At 57.3% G+C, this 18,239-nt stretch carries 19 protein-coding genes; 5 read left to right on the forward strand and 14 right to left on the reverse strand.

Annotation, left to right across the window (positions count from 1 at the left end; translation table 11 throughout):
• The first annotated feature begins 61 nt into the window (after positions 1 to 61).
• Complete coding sequence (locus tag AC1DNI_RS06600) at positions 62 to 535, forward strand: GreA/GreB family elongation factor (RefSeq protein WP_477691256.1); 474 nt, start codon at positions 62 to 64, stop codon at positions 533 to 535.
• Positions 536 to 587: 52 nt separating this feature from the next.
• On the opposite strand, the gene AC1DNI_RS06605 is transcribed toward AC1DNI_RS06600, so the two are convergent.
• The 5 genes from AC1DNI_RS06605 to AC1DNI_RS06625 all read right to left on the reverse strand — a co-directional run bounded on the left by AC1DNI_RS06605 (position 588) and on the right by AC1DNI_RS06625 (position 5,843).
• Positions 588 to 968 carry a type II toxin-antitoxin system death-on-curing family toxin gene (locus AC1DNI_RS06605; RefSeq protein ID WP_477691257.1) on the reverse strand — a complete coding sequence of 127 codons (381 nt, stop codon included), beginning with the start codon at positions 966 to 968 and terminating at the stop codon, positions 588 to 590.
• Positions 965 to 1,195 carry an AbrB/MazE/SpoVT family DNA-binding domain-containing protein gene (locus AC1DNI_RS06610; protein WP_027229999.1) on the reverse strand — a complete coding sequence of 77 codons (231 nt, stop codon included), beginning with the start codon at positions 1,193 to 1,195 and terminating at the stop codon, positions 965 to 967. The genes AC1DNI_RS06605 and AC1DNI_RS06610 overlap by 4 nt, the downstream gene beginning before the upstream one ends.
• Positions 1,196 to 1,272: 77 nt before the next feature.
• The gene (locus tag AC1DNI_RS06615) at positions 1,273 to 2,265 is read right to left on the reverse strand and encodes a magnesium transporter CorA family protein (protein WP_153667909.1); all 993 of its coding nucleotides are present in this window, start codon (positions 2,263 to 2,265) and stop codon (positions 1,273 to 1,275) included.
• A 1-nt stretch (position 2,266) separates the two neighbouring features.
• Positions 2,267 to 4,399, reverse strand: a complete 2,133-nt coding sequence (scpA, locus tag AC1DNI_RS06620; RefSeq protein WP_477691258.1) for a methylmalonyl-CoA mutase — start codon at positions 4,397 to 4,399, stop codon at positions 2,267 to 2,269.
• Position 4,400: 1 nt separating this feature from the next.
• Positions 4,401 to 5,843, reverse strand: a complete 1,443-nt coding sequence (locus tag AC1DNI_RS06625; RefSeq protein WP_477691259.1) for a methylmalonyl-CoA mutase subunit beta — start codon at positions 5,841 to 5,843, stop codon at positions 4,401 to 4,403.
• A gap of 211 nt (positions 5,844 to 6,054) precedes the next feature.
• Here AC1DNI_RS06625 and AC1DNI_RS06630 point away from each other — a divergent pair, with 211 nt between their 5' ends.
• Positions 6,055 to 6,819, forward strand: coding sequence for an SDR family oxidoreductase (locus tag AC1DNI_RS06630; RefSeq protein ID WP_477691260.1), 765 nt, complete (start codon positions 6,055 to 6,057; stop codon positions 6,817 to 6,819).
• Positions 6,820 to 6,871: 52 nt separating this feature from the next.
• Here the strand turns inward: AC1DNI_RS06630 and AC1DNI_RS06635 are convergent, their stop codons facing one another.
• Positions 6,872 to 7,237: a hypothetical protein gene (locus AC1DNI_RS06635; RefSeq protein WP_027229994.1), complete on the reverse strand. Its 366-nt coding sequence runs from the start codon at positions 7,235 to 7,237 to the stop codon at positions 6,872 to 6,874.
• Between the two features lie 306 nt (positions 7,238 to 7,543).
• On the opposite strand from AC1DNI_RS06635, the gene AC1DNI_RS06640 reads away from it, so the two are divergent.
• Positions 7,544 to 9,076 carry a helicase HerA-like C-terminal domain-containing protein gene (locus AC1DNI_RS06640; protein WP_477691261.1) on the forward strand — a complete coding sequence of 511 codons (1,533 nt, stop codon included), beginning with the start codon at positions 7,544 to 7,546 and terminating at the stop codon, positions 9,074 to 9,076.
• Positions 9,077 to 9,149: 73 nt separating this feature from the next.
• On the opposite strand, the gene AC1DNI_RS06645 is transcribed toward AC1DNI_RS06640, so the two are convergent.
• On the reverse strand, positions 9,150 to 9,863 hold the full coding sequence (locus AC1DNI_RS06645) for a L,D-transpeptidase (RefSeq protein ID WP_091950086.1): 714 nt from the start codon (positions 9,861 to 9,863) through the stop codon (positions 9,150 to 9,152).
• Positions 9,864 to 10,346: 483 nt separating this feature from the next.
• Here AC1DNI_RS06645 and AC1DNI_RS06650 point away from each other — a divergent pair, with 483 nt between their 5' ends.
• Together AC1DNI_RS06650 and AC1DNI_RS06655 are read left to right on the forward strand one after the other, a co-directional pair.
• On the forward strand, positions 10,347 to 11,225 hold the full coding sequence (locus tag AC1DNI_RS06650; protein WP_153667904.1) for a branched-chain amino acid aminotransferase: 879 nt from the start codon (positions 10,347 to 10,349) through the stop codon (positions 11,223 to 11,225).
• Between the two features lie 165 nt (positions 11,226 to 11,390).
• A complete protein-coding gene (locus AC1DNI_RS06655; RefSeq protein WP_477691262.1) occupies positions 11,391 to 11,990 on the forward strand; it encodes a superoxide dismutase in 600 nt (199 codons plus the stop codon).
• Between the two features lie 127 nt (positions 11,991 to 12,117).
• On the opposite strand, the gene AC1DNI_RS06660 is transcribed toward AC1DNI_RS06655, so the two are convergent.
• From AC1DNI_RS06660 to AC1DNI_RS06690, 7 genes are all read right to left on the reverse strand, one after another.
• On the reverse strand, positions 12,118 to 13,359 hold the full coding sequence (locus AC1DNI_RS06660; protein WP_477691263.1) for an ATP-binding protein: 1,242 nt from the start codon (positions 13,357 to 13,359) through the stop codon (positions 12,118 to 12,120).
• A complete protein-coding gene (locus AC1DNI_RS06665; RefSeq protein WP_477691264.1) occupies positions 13,356 to 13,895 on the reverse strand; it encodes a hypothetical protein in 540 nt (179 codons plus the stop codon). The genes AC1DNI_RS06660 and AC1DNI_RS06665 overlap by 4 nt, the downstream gene beginning before the upstream one ends.
• A gap of 1 nt (position 13,896) precedes the next feature.
• Positions 13,897 to 14,607: an FkbM family methyltransferase gene (locus tag AC1DNI_RS06670; protein ID WP_477691265.1), complete on the reverse strand. Its 711-nt coding sequence runs from the start codon at positions 14,605 to 14,607 to the stop codon at positions 13,897 to 13,899.
• Positions 14,608 to 14,760: 153 nt separating this feature from the next.
• A complete protein-coding gene (locus tag AC1DNI_RS06675; RefSeq protein ID WP_153667900.1) occupies positions 14,761 to 15,402 on the reverse strand; it encodes a DNA-binding response regulator in 642 nt (213 codons plus the stop codon).
• A gap of 471 nt (positions 15,403 to 15,873) precedes the next feature.
• Positions 15,874 to 16,302, reverse strand: a complete 429-nt coding sequence (locus AC1DNI_RS06680; protein WP_477691266.1) for an EVE domain-containing protein — start codon at positions 16,300 to 16,302, stop codon at positions 15,874 to 15,876.
• A complete protein-coding gene (locus AC1DNI_RS06685) occupies positions 16,299 to 16,679 on the reverse strand; it encodes a VOC family protein (RefSeq protein ID WP_477691267.1) in 381 nt (126 codons plus the stop codon). The genes AC1DNI_RS06680 and AC1DNI_RS06685 overlap by 4 nt, the downstream gene beginning before the upstream one ends.
• A 67-nt stretch (positions 16,680 to 16,746) precedes the next feature.
• On the reverse strand, positions 16,747 to 17,436 hold the full coding sequence (locus AC1DNI_RS06690) for a helix-turn-helix transcriptional regulator (RefSeq protein ID WP_477691268.1): 690 nt from the start codon (positions 17,434 to 17,436) through the stop codon (positions 16,747 to 16,749).
• Positions 17,437 to 18,239 lie beyond the last annotated feature (803 nt).

The raw sequence follows: 18,239 nt of genomic DNA on the forward strand, positions 1-18,239 counted from the left end.
GGTCTGGATACATCGAAGGATTGCACTTGCTGTTGAGGCGGGCAATCCCTACTTTGGAGTAATGAGCAGTGCTTTTACCAAACAGGACGACAGCAATGCCTCGATTGATTTTGGCGAACGTCCGATCAGTCCGCATCGCAATCTCGTAACCGAACGCGGCCTCGCCATGATCGATGCCGAGATCGCCGCGCTGCACGAGGAATTGGCCAAGGGCAACGCGGAAGCGGATCGCGAGTTGATCGCCCGGGCGTCGCGCGACCTGCGCTACTGGACAGCACGCCGCGAAACGGCCGAAGTCTCGCATCCCGATCCGAAGAGTGATGTTGTGCGTTTCGGCATGAGCGTAACAATCGCCGATGATGCTGGAAAGACCCAGACCTGGCAGATTGTCGGTGAGGATGAGGTCGACGCCAGCCACGGCAAGATCTCGCACGTGGCGCCGATGGCGAAGGTGATGTTCGGAAAATCAGTCGGCGATACGTTCGAGTTGAACGGTCACGAATGGGAAATCACGAAAATAGCCGTCTCGACCTGAAGTTGAATCACAACTGAAGACACCCAAGCCAGCCGACTCAAATCATTGAACTTTAGATCGCTTCTATGTGGTCGCGGAAAAACATCGCCGCGCCGGTCTCGTCGATTTCGCCGGCGGCGACACTTAAAACCAGTTGGATGATGTCCTCAGCCGGTGCTTCGATACTGAACCCATTGAAAACGAGAAAAAGGTCGGCTGCCGCGAATCCGGTGCGTTTGTTGCCGTCAATGAACGGATGATTTTTGACGATGCCATAGAGATAGGCCGCGGCAAGCTCGCAAAGATCGGGGTCGCCGTAAGCTTCCTTCTGCAGCGGCCGATTTATAGCTGATTCAAGCATTCCGACGTCGCGCACACCCGGAGCGCCGCCATGCAGGCGCAGTTGCTCCGCGTGAAGCGACTCCACGAATTCGCGAGAATGGAACTCGATCATTTGGCGAGAGCGCGATAGGCGGTCTCGTACTTCTTCATACGCTCGCGTGCGATCTGCATTTTTTTCTCAAACGCTTCGGGATCATCGTGCAAAGCCCGAAGAGTAAGGCCATCGGCGTCTTCAGTCAGAACGAGTTGATCGCCTGCCTTGAGGTTGTGGCGGTCGAGAACGTCCTTTGGCAGGATCACGCCTTCGGAATTGCCGATCTTTCGTAACGTGACATTCATGGCTCAGCTCCAATGTTATAACAAAAATTATAACACGGAAAACCGCCAATCTTCAAGTAAGACCTTCGTAGGGTGCTCTACAGCCAGCCCTTCTTGCGGAAGATCAGCAGCGGAACCACCGCCGAAGCAATCATAATGCAAAGGGCCATTGGATAGCCCCAGCGATAGTCGAGTTCCGGCATCAGATGGAAATTCATGCCGTAGATCGAGGCGACGAGGGTGGGCGGCATGAAGGCAACGGCCGCGACCGAAAAAATCTTGATGATGGCGTTCTGTTCGATCGAGATCAGGCCGACCACGGTGTCGAGCAGGAACGTCACCTTGTTTGACAGGAAGTCTACATAGGTGCTCAGCGATTGCGTGTCGCGCTCCAGGGACTTGATCCAGCCGCGCGTATCCTTCTTGTAGGGCTCCTGGTTGGTGAAGGCAGTCATATAGACGAGGAGGCGGCTGACGCCGGTGATGCTTTCACGTACTTTCGACAGGAACGCCCCCGTTATGCCGATCTGGTTGAGGCTGTCCCTGAAATTCTTGGTGGTCATCGGCTTATCGGTTTCGGAGCGCCGGAAGATTGCGTGCGAGTTCAGATCAATTCGGCCGGCAACGTCTTCGAGGATGTCGGCGAGACGATCGGTCACCGCTTCGATAAGGCCGAGAAGGATGCTGACGCCCGTGCATTTTTCGTTGATCAGGCCGTTGCCCGGCTTTGTCGCGCGGCTGATGTAGAGGTTGAACGATTTCGGTTCGGTATAACGAACCGTAACCAGGCGCTGACCCGTCAGGATGAAGGAAATCGGGCCGATGCCATGGCTGTTTTCGCCTGTGGAGTACAGGACCGGAGCTGTCAGATATTGCGCACCGTTCTCGGCGTAGAAGCGGCTCGATTCCTCGATCTCATGCATGTCGTCACGGGTCGGGATCGACGCCTTCATCCAGCTTTCAACGTGATGATCTTCCTCGTGCGTCGGGTTGAGGAGGTCAACCCAAACGGTGTTTGCCGGCAGTTCAGCGCCTGCAAGTGCGGCGCTCGCCATCAGGTAATCTTCTTCGAGCGTATAGACAAAGATCATGTCACAATGAATCCAGCAATTTATCGATCAACTTTTCGGCGGCCTCGCCGATAACGGTCCCGGGCGGAAAGATCGCGGTCGCGCCGGCCTCGAGAACGGCGTTGAAATCCTGCGGCGGGATGGCACCGCCGACGATGATCAGGATGTCATTGCGGCCGTGACGTTTCAAAGCTGCCTTGAGTTCCGGCACCAGGGTGAGATGGCCTGCCGCAAGCGATGATACGCCGACGATGCGGACGTTGCTTTCAACGGCAAGATCGGCGACTTCCTCAGGTGTCTGGAACATGGCGCCAACGATGACCTCGAAGCCGAGATCGCCGAATGCAGTTGCGATGACCTTCTGGCCGCGGTCATGGCCGTCCTGTCCCATCTTGGCAACGAGAATGCGCGGCTTCTCTCCGGTGCGTTTCTCGAAGGCGGCTGCCTTCGCCTGCACCCGGTCGACCGCATCGCTCTTGCCGATCTCCTTGCGATAGACACCGGAGATCGTGTGAATCTCCGCCACGTGACGGCCGTAAGCCTTTTCGAGCGCGAGGGAAATCTCGCCCACTGTCGCGCGGGCGCGCGCAGCCTTGATGGCAAAATCGAGGAGATTGCCGGTTCCGGCCTTCGCAGCGCTTGTCAGCGCGGAAAGTGCGACGTCGACCGCAGCAACGTCGCGCGTGCCCTTGAGTTGCTGGAGCTTGGCAAGCTGGCGAGCGCGGACCTCCGCATTATCGACCTTCAGGACGTCCACTTCGACGTCTTTTGTCGGGCGATAGGAATTGACACCAACGACGGGCTGCTGGCCGCTGTCGATCCGGGCCTGCGTGCGGGCCGCCGCGGCCTCGATCCGCATTTTCGGAATGCCTTTTTCGATTGCCTTCGCCATGCCGCCGAGCGCTTCGATTTCCTCGATATGCGCCAAAGCCCGCGCCGCAAGATCGTGCGTCAGGCGCTCCACATAGGCCGATCCACCCCAGGGATCGATGATCCGCGTTGTGCCGGATTCTTTTTGCAGGATCAACTGCGTATTACGTGCAATACGGGCCGAGTGATCGGTCGGCAAGGCCAGGGCTTCATCGAAGGAGTTGGTGTGCAACGACTGGGTGTGCCCCTGCGTCGACGCCATCGCCTCGATCATCGTGCGCATGATGTTATTGTGCGGATCCTGCGCGGTCAGCGACCACCCGGAGGTCTGGGAATGGGTGCGCAGCGACAGCGAGCGCTCGTCCTTCGGATTGAAGTTCTTCTTCATCAGCGCTGCCCAGAGCAGCCGTGCCGCGCGCAGCTTGGCGACTTCCATGAAGAAGTTCATGCCGATCGCCCAGAAGAAGGAGAGGCGCGGTGCAAAACTGTCGATGTCCTGGCCGGCCGCAACACCGGCGCGGGCATATTCGATGCCATCGGCAATCGTATAGGCAAGTTCGAGATCGGCGGTCGCACCGGCCTCCTGCATATGATAGCCGGAGATCGAGATCGAGTTGAACTTCGGCATGTTCTCCGACGTATAGGAGAAGATGTCGGAGACGATCCGCATCGATGGTTGCGGCGGATAAATATATGTGTTGCGAACCATGAACTCCTTCAGAATGTCGTTCTGAATGGTCCCCGCTAACTGTTTCTGCGCGACCCCCTGCTCCTCCGCCGCGACGATATAGAGCGCAAGGATCGGCAAGACGGCGCCGTTCATGGTCATTGAAACCGTCATCTCGCCGAGCGGGATGCCGTCGAACAATTGCTGCATGTCGAGAATGGAGTCGATGGCGACGCCGGCCATGCCGACATCGCCGGCAACGCGGGGATGGTCGCTGTCATAGCCACGATGCGTTGCAAGGTCGAACGCAACAGACAAACCCTTCTGGCCCGCGCCGAGATTGCGCCGGTAGAATGCATTGGATTCTTCGGCCGTCGAGAAGCCCGCATATTGGCGGATCGTCCAGGGCTGCTGCACATACATGGTCGGGTAGGGCCCGCGAATAAAGGGCGCGGCGCCGGGATAGCTGTCGAGATGCGGAAGAATCCTCACGGCTGCGTCGCCATAGCTGCGCTTGACCTTGATCCCTTCAGGCGTCTTCCAACTTGACCTGTCGAGCCTGGATGGCAGCGGTTTCGGCTCTTGCCAATCGATGGTGGTGAAATCCGGAATTCTCATTTTACTCGGCGGCCTGGAAGGTTTCGTCTATGCGCGGAAAGCTAAGCGGTTCGCAATGTACAACCCCGTCGGTCGGCATCGGCATGTGCGGTGCGTCGATTACCCGTACTGGCCTCTCCTTTTTCGGCGGAAAGATGGTGGTGCCGACGATGGCCCGTTTGCCCGACGCATATTCCGCGGCGCGCCGGTTGCGGGCCTCAACGATGCGCGCCTGGAATTTGCCGTCGACGAGGCTTTGCAGAATGCCGCCGTCGCGTTCAAGCGCCTGGAACTCCTTCCACGCCGCCTTGCACAGCGCTTCGGTGAGCCCCTCGACAGCCCCGGACCCGCACCCCGGATCGGCGACGAAGGCGAGATTGCTTTCGTCGGCGAGAATAAGCTGCGTGTTACGGGCGAGGCGGCGGGCAAACGGATCGGGCAGGCCATGGGTGATCGTGTGCGGCAGGATTGCGATCGAGTCGGCGCCGCCGACAGCGCCGGCGAAAGCGGCAATCGTCGTGCGCAGGATGTTGGTTTCGGGGTCGCGCTTCGTCATCATGCGCATCGACGTTTCGGCATGGATCACAGCGGGAGCAGGACGAACGCTGCCGCAGACCTGCTGGAGCCGCGCCCACAGCCGGCGCAACGCCCTGATCTTGGCGATAGACAGAAACTGGTCCTGGTCGAGTGAAAGGGCAAAACCGAGATGCGGCGCCGCATAGACGATGGGCTGGCGTGCTTCTTCGAACAGCCGGAAATGCCCGGCGGCGATCGACAGCATGGCGCCGAGTTCCTGCGCCTCCGTAGCGCCGGCGTTGTGATAGACGCGGCCATCGGCTTCGAGAACGATGCCGGGCAGGTCGGGCGAAAAGAAACCCGAGAGGGACTGCGGCAGCGATGCTTTCAAGGCTGCAAGCGTCATGCGAAGCCGGCCCGTACCGGCAAGCGTCGCCGCCGGATCGATGCCGAGCGAAAAGCTCAGCGTCTTGGGGTTGACGTCGCGCGGGCGCATATAGTCGACGAACCAGTCGGCACAGGCGCGGCTGCGCGGGTGCACATCCATGCGCAGGTGGATCATGTCGAGATGAACGCCGTAGAGCACTTCGTCGACAGCCTCGCGGGTCGAGGGAAGGCCGTAGCCAAAGGCATTTGGCGCGCCTTCGAAGACGAGAGCGATGCCGGTAGCGCCGTTCTCAAGATCCTCAAGCAACTGTTTGTTGGCGCGCGCCGGATCCGGATCGTCGATGCGCTGGACGATACGCCAGGGCTGCGCAGGGTCCTTGCGCGGCGTGAGCTGCGCCTTGCGCCGGCGCTCGTAAAGCGGCTCGATCTTGATGTTATCGTCGGTCCTGGATGTCAGGGATTCATCGAAATCGGCGCCTTTCAAGGCCTTTTGCGCAAGCTTGACCCAAATATCCCGGTCAATTGCCGCAAATTCCGTTTCCTTGATCAGTGACGAGTCCATGCTTACTCCCGGTCGGCGCATTTTTGTCGGCGACTTTAGGAGGACTCATGCTGCTTCGCAACAAAGCAAAGTGCCGCTTGGCCAACATATTGAGAAAGCGGGCTTTTTTGCCACGTTTGTTCCATGTTGGACAACGCGCAGGTTTCGGGTGGCTGACGCTGCGCTACTGTGAAATTTCTGCATCAGGATCGAAACCTGAAAGGCAGCGAAAATGGACAGACTCAAAGGCAAGACGGCGCTTATTGTCGGCGCAAGTTCCGGGATAGGCCTTGCAACGGCGCTGCTATTTGCGAGCGAGGGTGCAAACGTGGTCGTGACGGCACGGCGTCGGGATAAACTCGAACAGCTTGTCGATGCCATCGAAAGCAACGGGGGCAGGGCGGCCGCACTTGCGGGAGATGTCACGGACGAAGAATTTGCCGCTGCGTCGGTTGCATTGGCGGAGAGCCGTTTCGGAGGTCTCGCCATCGCCTTCAACAACGCCGGGATAAACGGCGAAATAGGGCCGAGCGCCGCAATATCGCTCGAAGGCTGGCGCAACGCGCTCGATGTCAATCTGACGGGCGCTTTTCTGGGCGCAAAACATCAAATACCGGCTTTACAGCGTCGCGGTGGTGGTTCGCTGATATTCACGTCCACTTTCGTTGGCTACACCGCGGGAATGCCGGGCGCTGCTGCCTATGCGGCGAGCAAGGCGGGCATCATCGGCCTTATGAAAACGCTCGCGGTCGAGTTCGGGCCGAGCGGCATAAGAGTAAATGCGATCCTGCCGGGCGGTACTGCGACGCGCTTGGCGGACGCCTGGACCGATACTCCTGAGAAGCGCGCATTCGTCGAGGGGATGCATGCGCTGAAGCGGATTGCAACGCCGGACGAGATTGCCCAGTCGGTGCTCTACCTCGCCTCCGATGAAGCAAGCTTCACGACAGGATCGGCCATGCTCGTCGATGGTGGTGTTTCGATCAATCGCACCTGAAAAAGGTAAAGCGCGCGCCAGCGGCACGCGCTTTTATAAAAATGGCATAAAATCAGACGAACTGGCTGAGGCCGGGGATCGAATTGACCACTTCGTCAACCGGGCCGCTGCCGGCCTTTTCGCGGGCAAAAGCGATGGTTTCCTTGGAAATGCCGCTGATTTCGCCCATGCCGAGCCCAAGCCCCATGAGCTTCGAGCCGAGGCCCATCACGCCCGGCATTAGGCCGGACAGCAGACCGCCGCCCGACTGCGCCTCGGCAATGGCGGCTTCGGCACCGGGAAAGCCTGCAATGAGTTCGCCGACCTTGTCCGCCGGACCTTCCTTCTGCAGGAAAGCGAGGATCAGGCCGACGGCCTTGGTGGCGGTTGCCGGATCGGTGCCGACATTGGCGGAAATCCGCGCGATGAGTTCTTCCATGAGCCTAATCTCCCGTCTCGTCATGAATTACGTTTACGTAATATGCGCGAAATCCGCGCCGCACAAGTCTATTTCAGCTTGGATGACAGCTCTAAAACGCACCTCGGCAAATTATCGTTGAACGGCGCAAAATTCATGCTTGGACCTTGAGACACAGGTGCGAAGTTTACGCAAATCTACGTGAATGGTCCCCTCAAACACGCTCAAGCTGGCTCGCCCTCGCCATTATTCCCAAGCAACCATTGTCGCATGCAAATTGGCTGTCTATACCGTGTAGTGAGTGACTTCCTGCGAGGATCGAACGACATGGCCGCTGACAGCATTTTTCTTGGTGCAAGCCGCAAACCCGACGATAGCTACCAGCAGGCAGAATCGCTGCTGCTGAAATTCGGCAACCGGCACGGCCTTATCACCGGCGCGACAGGCACCGGCAAGACGGTGACGCTGCAGGTGCTCGCCGAGGGGTTCTCCCAGGCGGGCGTACCAGTGTTCTGCGCCGACATCAAGGGCGATCTTTCCGGCATTGCCGCCAAAGGCGAGGCGAAGGACTTTCTCGTCAAGCGCGCCGCCGACGTGAAGCTCGATCCCTATGAGCTCAGCGCATCGCCGGTTATTTTCTGGGATATTTTCGGCGAGGAGGGGCATCCTATCCGCGCCACCATCTCGGAAATGGGCCCATTGCTGCTCTCACGCCTCATGAACCTGACCGACGCGCAGGAGGGGGTGCTGAACATCGCCTTCAAGATCGCCGACGAGGACGGATTGCTGCTCCTCGACATGAAGGATCTGCAGGCCTTGCTGGTCAACGTGGCCGAGCGGGCCGAAGAGCTTTCCACCAAATATGGCAACGTCACCAAGCCGTCAGTGGGAGCGATCCAGCGCTCGCTGCTTGTCCTCGAGCAGCAGGGCGGCACGAAGTTCTTTGGCGAACCGGCCCTGAAGATCGCCGACATCATGCGCACCGGCACCGATGGGCGCGGCGTTGTCAGCGTTCTTGCCGCGGATAAACTGATGAACAATCCGCGCCTCTATTCGACATTCCTGCTCTGGCTCCTGTCGGAGCTTTTCGAGGAATTGCCCGAAGTGGGCGATCCGGAAAAGCCGCGTCTGGTGTTTTTTTTCGATGAGGCGCATCTGCTTTTCAACGAAGCGCCGAAGGCGCTGCTCACCCGCGTCGAGCAGGTCGTTCGCCTCATTCGTTCGAAGGGCGTCGGCGTCTACTTCATTTCGCAAAATCCACTGGATGTGCCGGAAACCGTGCTTTCACAGCTTGGTAACAGGCTGCAGCATGCACTGCGCGCCTATACGCCGCGCGAGCAGAATGCGGTGAAAACCGCCGCCGATACGTTCCGGCCGAACCCCGACTTCAATACATTCGCGGCAATCACCAACCTCGCCACCGGCGAGGCGCTGGTTTCGACGCTCGCCGACAAGGGCGTGCCGTCCATGGTTCAGCGCACGCTGATCCGGCCGCCATCCGGCCGCATCGGACCGCTGACCAGCGATGAACGCCAGCGCCTGATCAATGCCAGCCCCGTTGCCGGCCAATATGACGAGATGGTCGATCGCGAATCCGCCTATGAACTCCTACAAAAGAAGGCCGAACAGGCCAAGACCGAAGCCGACGCCGCCAAACAGGTCGAAGAAGCGGACAGCACCAGCGGCTGGACGCTTCCGGATATCCTCGGCGGCAGCAGCAAGCCCGGTCCGCGCGGTGGCCAGCCACGAGGCCGGCAGACGGTAGCGGAGGCGGCGATGAAGTCCGTCGTCCGTTCGGTCGGAAGCTCGCTCGGGCGTGCCCTGGTGCGCGGCATCCTCGGAAGCCTGAGCCGGCGATAGGCACTGTCATTGTAGCATTGATCAGCATTGCGAAAGGCCGGCCGGTTGCTGCCGGCCTTTTTTCGTCAGGTGGCTAGATCACCAGCACCGGCGTCTTGTTGGGAACGCGGTCGTACAGATCGATCACATCCTGGTTGATTAGGCGGACACAGCCGGACGAGACGGCCTTGCCGATCGACCACCATTCCGGCGAGCCGTGTATGCGATAAAGCGTATCGACGCCGTTCTGGAAGAGATAGAGCGCGCGTGCGCCGAGCGGGTTCTTGAGACCGGGCTCCATGCCGCCATTCCTGGCGCTGTACTTTACGAGGTCCGGCTGGCGGGCGATCATTTCGTCTGGCGGCGTCCAGGTCGGCCAATGGCGCTTCCACTGGACGACAGCACGGCCGGACCATGAAAAGCCCTGCTTGCCGATGCCGACGCCGTAGCGAACCGCCTGGCCGTCTTCGCGTACGAGATAGAGGAACTTGTCGTTGGTATCGACAACAAGCGTTCCGGGGCGCTCACCTGTCGGATCGGGGACGATCTGGCGCAGATAGCGCTTGTCCATCTTGGCGATCGGTATGGCCGGCAGAGAATGTCCGCCGTCTTCGCGGGCGGAGTACATTTCCGCAAAGGAAGCAAATGCCGGATCCACATCCATTTGCGGCTGCATGAGCGGATTGCCGGCGTCGTCCACCTGGATGACGGGAAGATCGTCGCGGATTGTAGCGCAACCGGAGAGGCCGGCGGCGGCCGTCGCAGTCAACGCCGCAAGAAAGCCGCGACGTGATATTGTATTTTGCATGATTGAACCAAATTCGTGGAAGGATGGGTTTGAACAAACGCTTGTGGTTGCTCTAGACGCACAATGATTATGGCCGCGAGCCGATTACAATAGGGCGCAATGAAGGCGGCGGCGCCACTGTTGCCGCCAAGCAACAAAACGGCGCGGGAACGACCGAAAGCGCGTTCACCGGCGGATAAACACTTCGTGAAAGATCGTTTCGTCTGCTGCCAACTGGTCGAATTGTTCGAACGGGGTCGGCATAAAAAAACAGACCCTGGCGGGTCTGTAAAGATTTCCTCGCCAAAGGGGAGATATCGACGAGGAGCAGGAACACTGTGATTTTATAATCCTAGAGTCCGCGCATTTTGGCAATTAGACCTTCGTCTAAGAACATAAAGAGCCAATAGGTACTTGGCGTTCGAAGCTGAAACTGCCATTGATTTTGAAGGCAATTGGCCGTTCGATATGAAAAAGCAGATTACAGGGAATGGAAGCAGCATCATGGCCGTCAGTACGCAAGCCCAGACATTGACATGGACCTATGTCGATGGCGACTGGTATGAAGGAAATGTGCCACTCATCGGCCCGCGTAGCCATGTGATGTGGCTGGGATCATCGGTCTTCGATGGAGCGCGCTGGTTCGAGGGCGTTGCCCCCGATCTCGACCGTCATGCGGCGCGCGTCAACGCCTCGGCGGTTGCGCTCGGGCTCAATCCGACGATGAGCGTGGACGAAATCATCGGGCTTACCCACGATGGATTAAAGAAGTTCGACGGCAATACCGCCGTTTATATCCGGCCGATGTATTGGGCCGAGCATGGCGGCTATATGGGCGTACCCGCGGATCCGGAATCGACGCGGTTTTGCCTGTGCCTCTATGAGGCGCCAATGATTGCGCCGAGTGGTTTCTCGGTCACTGTCTCGCCGTTCCGGCGCCCGACATTCGAGACGATGCCGACCAACGCCAAGGCAGGCTGCCTTTATCCCAACAATGCACGGGCGATCACGGAAGCGAAATCGCGTGGCTTCGACAACGCGCTCGTCCTCGACATGCTCGGCAATGTCGCGGAAACCGGCACCTCCAATATCTTCCTCGTCAAGGACGGTCACATCTTCACGCCCGCTCCCAACGGGACGTTCCTTTCCGGAATCACGCGCGCCCGCACGATCGATGTGCTTGCCGACTACGGTTTCCGCACAACGCAGGCGACGTTGAGCGTTCACGATTTCCTCAGCGCTGACGAGATTTTCTCGACGGGGAACCATTCGAAGGTCGTTCCCGTTACCCGCATCGAGGATCGCGACCTTCAACCGGGTCCCATCGCCAAGAAGGCGCGGGAGCTTTATTGGGAGTTTGCGCATTCCACGCCGAAAATTTAACCCGCCGAAAGGCAACGGCCGGAAATATTGATCCGTTTTGCATTGCTCCTGAAGTAATTGGGACCTATGTAACGAAGGCAGGTTTTGTCAGGATTGGCGACCAACGCACCGGTACCCAGCCGGGCGGCCAATCCGGTCACAGAATTAATCGAAGAGGAGACTTCCATGGCTTTCGAATTGCCCGCACTGCCGTATGATTACGACGCGCTTGCGCCCTATATGTCGCGTGAGACGCTCGAATACCATCACGACAAGCACCACAAGGCTTACGTTGACAACGGCAACAAATTGGCTGCCGAAGCTGGTCTCGAAAACCTCTCGCTCGAAGAGATCGTCAAGCAGTCCTTCGGCAAGAATCCCGGCCTCTTCAACAATGCCGGACAGCATTACAACCATCTGCATTTCTGGCACTGGCTCAAGAAGGGCGGCGGCGGCAAGAAACTGCCGGGGGCGCTCGAAAAGGCCGTGGAATCCGATCTTGGCGGCTACGACAAGTTCCGCACGGATTTCATCAATGCCGGCACCACGCAGTTCGGTTCAGGCTGGGCCTGGCTTTCCGTAAAGGACGGCAAGCTCGAAATCACGAAGACGCCGAATGGCGAGAATCCTCTCGTTCATGGCGGCACGCCCATTCTCGGCGTCGATGTGTGGGAGCATTCCTATTACATCGACTATCGTAACGCCCGTCCCAAGTACCTCGAAGCGTTCGTCGACAATCTCATCAACTGGGATTACGTGCTCGAGCTCTACGAAAAGGCCAAGTAGGCTCTGCTTCTGATCAGTAAAGCGGCCTCGTCCTTACGGGGCCGTTTTTGTTTTGAGCTTAGCCCAAGCAATGCCCGCCACGCTGACGTTTCGCGCGCTCGCATATTAGTAGTGATCGCGCGGGGGCTCAGATCGGGTAGAATATACGGACTTCCGTTCCAACAAACGGCGTCGATTGTATCTGAAGCTTCCCTCCCATCGACTTGACCAGTTCAACTGAATTGGTCAGCCCGAGCCCGACATGGACGCCCGCCTTGGTCGAGAAGAATGGTTCGCGGGCCTTGGCAAGCAGGTCCGCGCTCATACCCTTGCCATTATCCTTGACAGCGAGGACAAGGCGAGCCGCTCCCATGAAGGTGCGATGAATATCGGCCCCGATCGTGATTTGCGGCCGCTTGGATGCTGGTATCGCGTTGATAGCATTGCGAACCAGTTCATCGATAAGCAGATGAAATTGCGCTGCAGGAACGCGGATGGCGAAGGCTTCTTCGCTGGCTCGAATGATCAGAGTCTGTTTGTTCTTGCTGGCAATCTCGGCAACGACATCACCAAGCGGCATTGAACGCGCGTCGGAACGCCTGTGGCCAATCAGCATGAGCCCTTCATTGATCGAATCGAGTTCGAGAATGGTGGCAAGAGCAGCTTCCGTCATTTCCGCGGATGGTTGAACTTTCCCATCGATGTAGGTGAGGAACAGGCGCAGCGCTGCAATGCGCGTGCGAGTCATATGGGCGAAAAGCAAAGAGAAGGACCTTATGTGCTGATCCTCGCGGCTCTTGTCCCTGTTGTGCTGGTAAATTGCTATGGCGCTCAAGATAATTACCGAAAGCGCCGCGAAAAACGTCAGCCGATTCCTGGCCGCGTCAATTCCAATGCGCGTTGTAGCGCTTATCGCCTGACTATGGTCCACGGTGGCGCCCAGCAGCCCGGCGAGGTAGAGGTCGACGAGGGAGACATCATGCAGAACCTCGTTATAATTTGTTTGAGCCAATACGTTGGGTAAAACGACCGTATCGAGCATTCTTATCGAGCGGTCGAGCCCGTTGGGGTCGTTTGGTGGCATGAAGTCTTTGGCATATTCGAGGGCAGCAAGCGATTTCAGGTTGAATCGCAACATCCGGATCTCTGTGAGCAAACGCGGGTCACGCTGCCCGGTCTGGACAGCAACGTTCAGATAGCCGACAATCCGCGCCACCTTGTCGCGCGATTGCGATGCTCGCCACTGCACCTCCGAACTCTGACCAAAAACGATCTCCGTCTCACGCCTGTAGACATCCGTGCGCAGGAGCACCCAAATCGTCAGGCACACCGACGTCAGGAGGCCGGCGTATAGAAGAAACGAGGAAGCTTGCGACAAATACCTTTTCATGAAAGGGCCCTGACCGATACGACGAACCAAACCCAAATAGCGTTGCGGCTGGGGAGATATCTTGGCGGCAAATCGTGGAGCGGCCAGATGAGATAAAGTGGCCCGCCATCGTCAATTGACAAGAGCCGATACGTTTGGCTGGGGCTGCAGGCGCCGCTCTGCCTGTCTTCATCCGTACATTTCTTCTCTGTCGCGAGAATGGGCGCGTAGCGCTCGATCTCACTCGAACTGATCTTGGCTACGAAATTATTGGCGGCGCCAATTTCAAACGAGCCTCCAACGAGGCTGTTCCTCGCCAAAATGTCTTTTAAGAACGGCCCGCGAAAGCCGACAGTTGTCCCTGCGCTCCAAGGTGTATCGGTGTTTCGTTCGCGCGGCGTGAATTCTTTCCGGAGTTGTTGACGCGTGTAGGTCCTTACGATCTCACCTGACGTATCTCTGAGAATTAATGCCGCGTCGTCCCACTGCTGGGCTACGGCACATCCTGCAACCAGACAAAGGCCGGCGGAAACAACAAGCAACATGGCCTTGAGCAATCTATACGCCGGCAAGAGCGAAAGCCTCTTCATACGCCCGCAGCGTCAGGTCACGGGTGAACAATGCGCATGCTCCACTGGAGCCGCGCGGGTCAAAAGCGAAACCCTTCGCTGCCATCGCCGCCATGATCTGCATAACGCCATCCAGGCCGTAAAGATGGTCGTGCAACTCAAGGAAGACGCGCTCGACACCTGGCAATTGCGCGCCCCGGAGAAGCTCGTATTCACCACCTTCGATGTCCATCACGAGGATCGTTATCCCGGCAGCGGCTATAATCTCGTCAACTTTCATTGAACGGATGGTGATGACGCGCTCATAGGGGCCCTGATCCGCGAATGTCGAAGACATCCAGAAATCCCTGCGCACGTAGAATGGGACCTCGCGCGGTTCGCCGGCCATAAGCAGGCCATGGTTGACCGTGACGTTGTCGAAGCCATTGGTACTGATCACCTCCCGCGCCAGCGCGACGACTTCAGGATTGGCGTCGAATGCCAGAACGCGAACGTCATCGGTTGCCGCCATTACCGACGCAATGATGCCGAGACCCGTGCCGAGCTCCAGAATGCGATCGCCGGGACGAACCGCGCGCTTCACCCAGAACGCTTCCTTGGCCTCATAGGTGCCGTTCTGCAGTGCGGACCAGATTTTCTCGGATACGTCGCCGGGAAGAATTGGCACGATTATTTCGTGCGTATCGAAAGTAATTCTCATAGTATCCATCGAACAAAATTGTCCGCCGGCGGCAAAAGAATAACGGTGAAGGCCCAGCGATTAACCAGAGCGTCGTGACCGCTTAAAATCCCCTGACCGGTGCGGAAAAAGCTAAAATAATAGAATCAAGCAACGACCAGACAATAGCACATATCAAAATAGATTCGACAACACGCCGATCTTCAAGAGCTTTGCCTTCGCGCGTTTGTAGTAGCGCTCGGCCGAGGCCGCATCGATGTTGAGATGCGATCCGAGTTGGTCGTAAATTTCCTTTCTGCTGACGCCGGATGGTCTTTGCCGCATCCAGGCAAGCACCTCCTGTTCCCGCGGGGACAGGGCCGAATGGTAGACCTCAGGCTCGGTGCTTTCATCGTGATCAAGGCCGACCGATTTTCCGGCTTCGGCAATTTCCTGCACGATATCAGCCATGGCGCCGGGCTTGAGATTGTTCTTCGCGATGTAACCGGCGACGCCGAGCCGTTGGCAGGCCTCCCATTCTTCCAAACTATCGGAGCCGGTGATGACCACGTGGATGGCCGCCGGTGACTGCTCCACAATCGACCTGATCACGTGCAGCCGATCGCGCGCGGAGTGCGGATCGTAGCCTGGAAGACCAGGGTCGATGAGTACAAGCGCGAACGAGATCGATTCGGCTAGTTCAATCACCGTGCTTATGGTACCCGCTGCGTGCACGACCGACGCTGGAAATGCGGTCTGGAGTTCGTGGACCAGGGCGAGTCGCATCAAGTGTTGATCTTCGACGACCAGGAGATCAGCCCCGAAACTGGTTGGCATATAAAAATCTTTCAAAATTACTCAATTTTACCAATGGGATAATTATAAACAAACTCGATACGGGCAAATAGGGACAACGTTGTCACTTTTGCCGAAAAGTTTCGGCGGTATAACGGACATATTCAACCAAACGCCTTTGAGAATTTAGCCATTTTACAGCCGGAAGCCGATGATGAAACGATATATTACCAGCCATCTACGGTCGAAAATCCAAAAATCTGCTGAGCGAGCATGGATGTGGAACTGCGTCGAAGCAAGGCGCTGCATCTCCTCGCCGATGGTCTCAAAGGCTCGAAGCCTATAACGAATCAGCTGCCAAGGCCGTGCATCCCTACCGTGCCTTAAGTCCCCACCGACTAGCGAAGCGAGTGAGCGCTCCTAAACCATCGTCAAATAAAAGACTTTCAACAAGCGACGACTCTCACGACTATCCAGGCAGCATGATCGCTAGTCACACAAACGGCCCCGTCTTTACGGGGCCGTCTTGTTTTTCATGGCCGCTTTAATCAGTTCGAAATCACCAGCGCTGATCTGAAGCAGGCCGAAGCGCAATTGAGCGCCCCAGTTTGGCCTGCCCGCCGTGAATTCAAGCTTGTCGAGCAGAGGACGTATCGACGTTGTATGTGTTTCGTCCCAATCGACGTCACGCCGGGACGGGACGAAGCCATTTCCCATGTCGAAACTGTAAGGATCGCCGGTTTTTACAGTACCAATGGCTGTGAATGATTGCAGCCCATCCTTGCTGCCTAGTATTTCGGTTGGCGAATAATAGGCGACATGATCCCCGGGCTTGATCCGCTTCAATGGTGCAATCTTGCCGTGGCAAACCTGCATGAAGCCGCCCTTGAGCCCCCTGCGGACGTGGTCGGCCGACGCGACGGCGATCCAGTGCCGGGTCACTGGGTAGCGTCCTCCGCCGGCGCATAGACGCGCAAACGGTGTCCATCCGGATCAAGCGCGACGAAACTATAGCCAAAATCCAGTCGTGTCGGTTGTTGGGCGATGGCGAGTTCACGGCCTATCCATTCACTATGCAACGCTTCCAGTGCCGCATCGCTGTCGACGCTGAAAACCAGTTCGCTGCCGCCAAGCTCAACGGCGGGTGCGGGCAGGGCCTTTTCGCGCGACCACATTGCAAATTTGAGGCCCGAATCGAGGACAAACATTGCAAAGTCGGGAGACTCCTCTACAGGGTCCCGATCGAACAATTCGGCATAGAACTGCCGGCTGCGTTTTGCATCTTTCACATAGATCAGCATGAAATTGGGATTGAACATTTTTGCCTCCTGTTTGACAGGAGCAATCTAGCTTCTAACACTGTCAGTTTTTGGCAGTAGCAAACGTTCAATCCAGCGGGTTTATGCCTTCGGCCTCCCGCCACTGTTTGATGAGCGCATGACGGCGTTTGGGATAGCGCGTGTGCGTGGTCTCAAGCGCCAAAATCCGGTCGGCGCGGAAATGGCGATTGTCCTGGCGCAATTCGCACCAGGCGACAACAACACGGACACGATCAAAAAAGCCGAGAGCGAACGGCCAGATCAGGCGGCGCGACTGTGTTCCATTGCCATCACTGTAGGTGATCTCAAGTTTCCGTTCTGAACGAATCGCCTTCCTAACTGTGGCGAGGTCGACCGTATCCCGCGAAGAACCCGGTGGGCCGACGAGCAGGGCCGAGGAATTGACATCGTTGCGCAAGTCCTCCGGGAGAACAGCGACGATTTTCGAAAGGGCATCCCGCGCGGCGAGCGCCAATCGTTTGTCCGGCTGCTTTGCGACCCAGCGGGAGCCGAGGACCAACGCCTCAAGTTCGTCTTCGGAAAACATGAGCGGAGGCAACATGAAGCCCGGCCGCAACATGTAACCGAGACCCGGCTCGCCTTCGATATGCGCGCCCTGCGCCTGAAGCGTAGCGATGTCGCGATAGAGCGTACGAATACTCACGCCGGTCTCATCGGCGAGCACTTTTCCGCTTACCGGACGGCGGTGGCGGCGCATGATCTGGATAAGGTCGAGCAGGCGTTCTGATCGGGACATTGCAAAATCTCTCTAAAATATCATGCCATATTTTGTCAGCATCCGCATCAAATGGCGTTTAGCGCGCCCCCGACGCGCTTAAAACTTCGTTATCCTTAATATTCCAGGCACAATAGCTGGGCGCGCATCACATTGAAAACATTAGAGCATTTGCGAAAAGTCGGATGATTGTAACAATCGCAAAATAACGACTAGCAACTAATTGGGAAAGCAAGCTGTAAGGCGCTCTGATCTAGTAGAAATAATAATAATGTGAGGCGTAAAAAGGGTATGTCATGAAGAAGTGTGCGTATATTGTTGCTATTGCGTTGTTAAATTCCGTTGCATTTTATTCAATTTCTTATGCTGCTACGCAAACACTATCAGTTTCACTTGAAATATTGCCAGCCAAAAAAATAATCAAAAGAACATCTCAAGGTTCGCTTCGAAACCGTACGAACGTCGTCAGCTATTATTCGCCCAATTGGAAGCGTGGTCGCGCAGGCATGGTCGTCGCGAGCGCGAGCGGTACGGCGACGACAATGTCACGTATATGGTCGAATTGATTCGATAAGTGATCGCACCGGAATCGATCCAATCTCTGACACATTCGTTATTCATCCAGCGTTCAGGAGCTGTGCCTAAAGTCCTAGGCTCCATATTAAACACGCTGAAAGCCAACTGAAGCGGCTCTCACTGGAGGAATGATGCGAAAATTGATCTCGGCCATATGTGCCACGCTTATTTCGTTTGGAACGGTCGGCGCGACCGGAACCGCAAGCGCTGCGCCAGTCGCTATTGAACGACCGGTCGATGCCACACGT

Source organism: Phyllobacterium sp. 01N428, assembly GCF_056399405.1.

Coding starts and splice junctions, on each gene's coding strand:
- AC1DNI_RS06625 (WP_477691259.1), bottom strand. CDS start 5,843: ATGGACTCGTCACTGATCAAGGAAACGGAATTTGCGGCAATTGACCGG.
- AC1DNI_RS06670 (WP_477691265.1), bottom strand. CDS start 14,607: ATGAGAATTACTTTCGATACGCACGAAATAATCGTGCCAATTCTTCCC.
- AC1DNI_RS06640 (WP_477691261.1), top strand. CDS start 7,544: ATGGCCGCTGACAGCATTTTTCTTGGTGCAAGCCGCAAACCCGACGAT.
- AC1DNI_RS06630 (WP_477691260.1), top strand. CDS start 6,055: ATGGACAGACTCAAAGGCAAGACGGCGCTTATTGTCGGCGCAAGTTCC.
- AC1DNI_RS06635 (WP_027229994.1), bottom strand. CDS start 7,237: ATGGAAGAACTCATCGCGCGGATTTCCGCCAATGTCGGCACCGATCCG.
- AC1DNI_RS06645 (WP_091950086.1), bottom strand. CDS start 9,863: ATGCAAAATACAATATCACGTCGCGGCTTTCTTGCGGCGTTGACTGCG.
- AC1DNI_RS06655 (WP_477691262.1), top strand. CDS start 11,391: ATGGCTTTCGAATTGCCCGCACTGCCGTATGATTACGACGCGCTTGCG.
- AC1DNI_RS06675 (WP_153667900.1), bottom strand. CDS start 15,402: ATGCCAACCAGTTTCGGGGCTGATCTCCTGGTCGTCGAAGATCAACAC.
- AC1DNI_RS06615 (WP_153667909.1), bottom strand. CDS start 2,265: ATGATCTTTGTCTATACGCTCGAAGAAGATTACCTGATGGCGAGCGCC.
- AC1DNI_RS06600 (WP_477691256.1), top strand. CDS start 62: ATGAGCAGTGCTTTTACCAAACAGGACGACAGCAATGCCTCGATTGAT.
- AC1DNI_RS06650 (WP_153667904.1), top strand. CDS start 10,347: ATGGCCGTCAGTACGCAAGCCCAGACATTGACATGGACCTATGTCGAT.
- AC1DNI_RS06690 (WP_477691268.1), bottom strand. CDS start 17,436: ATGTCCCGATCAGAACGCCTGCTCGACCTTATCCAGATCATGCGCCGC.
- AC1DNI_RS06660 (WP_477691263.1), bottom strand. CDS start 13,359: ATGAAAAGGTATTTGTCGCAAGCTTCCTCGTTTCTTCTATACGCCGGC.
- AC1DNI_RS06685 (WP_477691267.1), bottom strand. CDS start 16,679: ATGTTCAATCCCAATTTCATGCTGATCTATGTGAAAGATGCAAAACGC.
- scpA (WP_477691258.1), bottom strand. CDS start 4,399: ATGAGAATTCCGGATTTCACCACCATCGATTGGCAAGAGCCGAAACCG.
- AC1DNI_RS06610 (WP_027229999.1), bottom strand. CDS start 1,195: ATGAATGTCACGTTACGAAAGATCGGCAATTCCGAAGGCGTGATCCTG.
- AC1DNI_RS06605 (WP_477691257.1), bottom strand. CDS start 968: ATGATCGAGTTCCATTCTCGCGAATTCGTGGAGTCGCTTCACGCGGAG.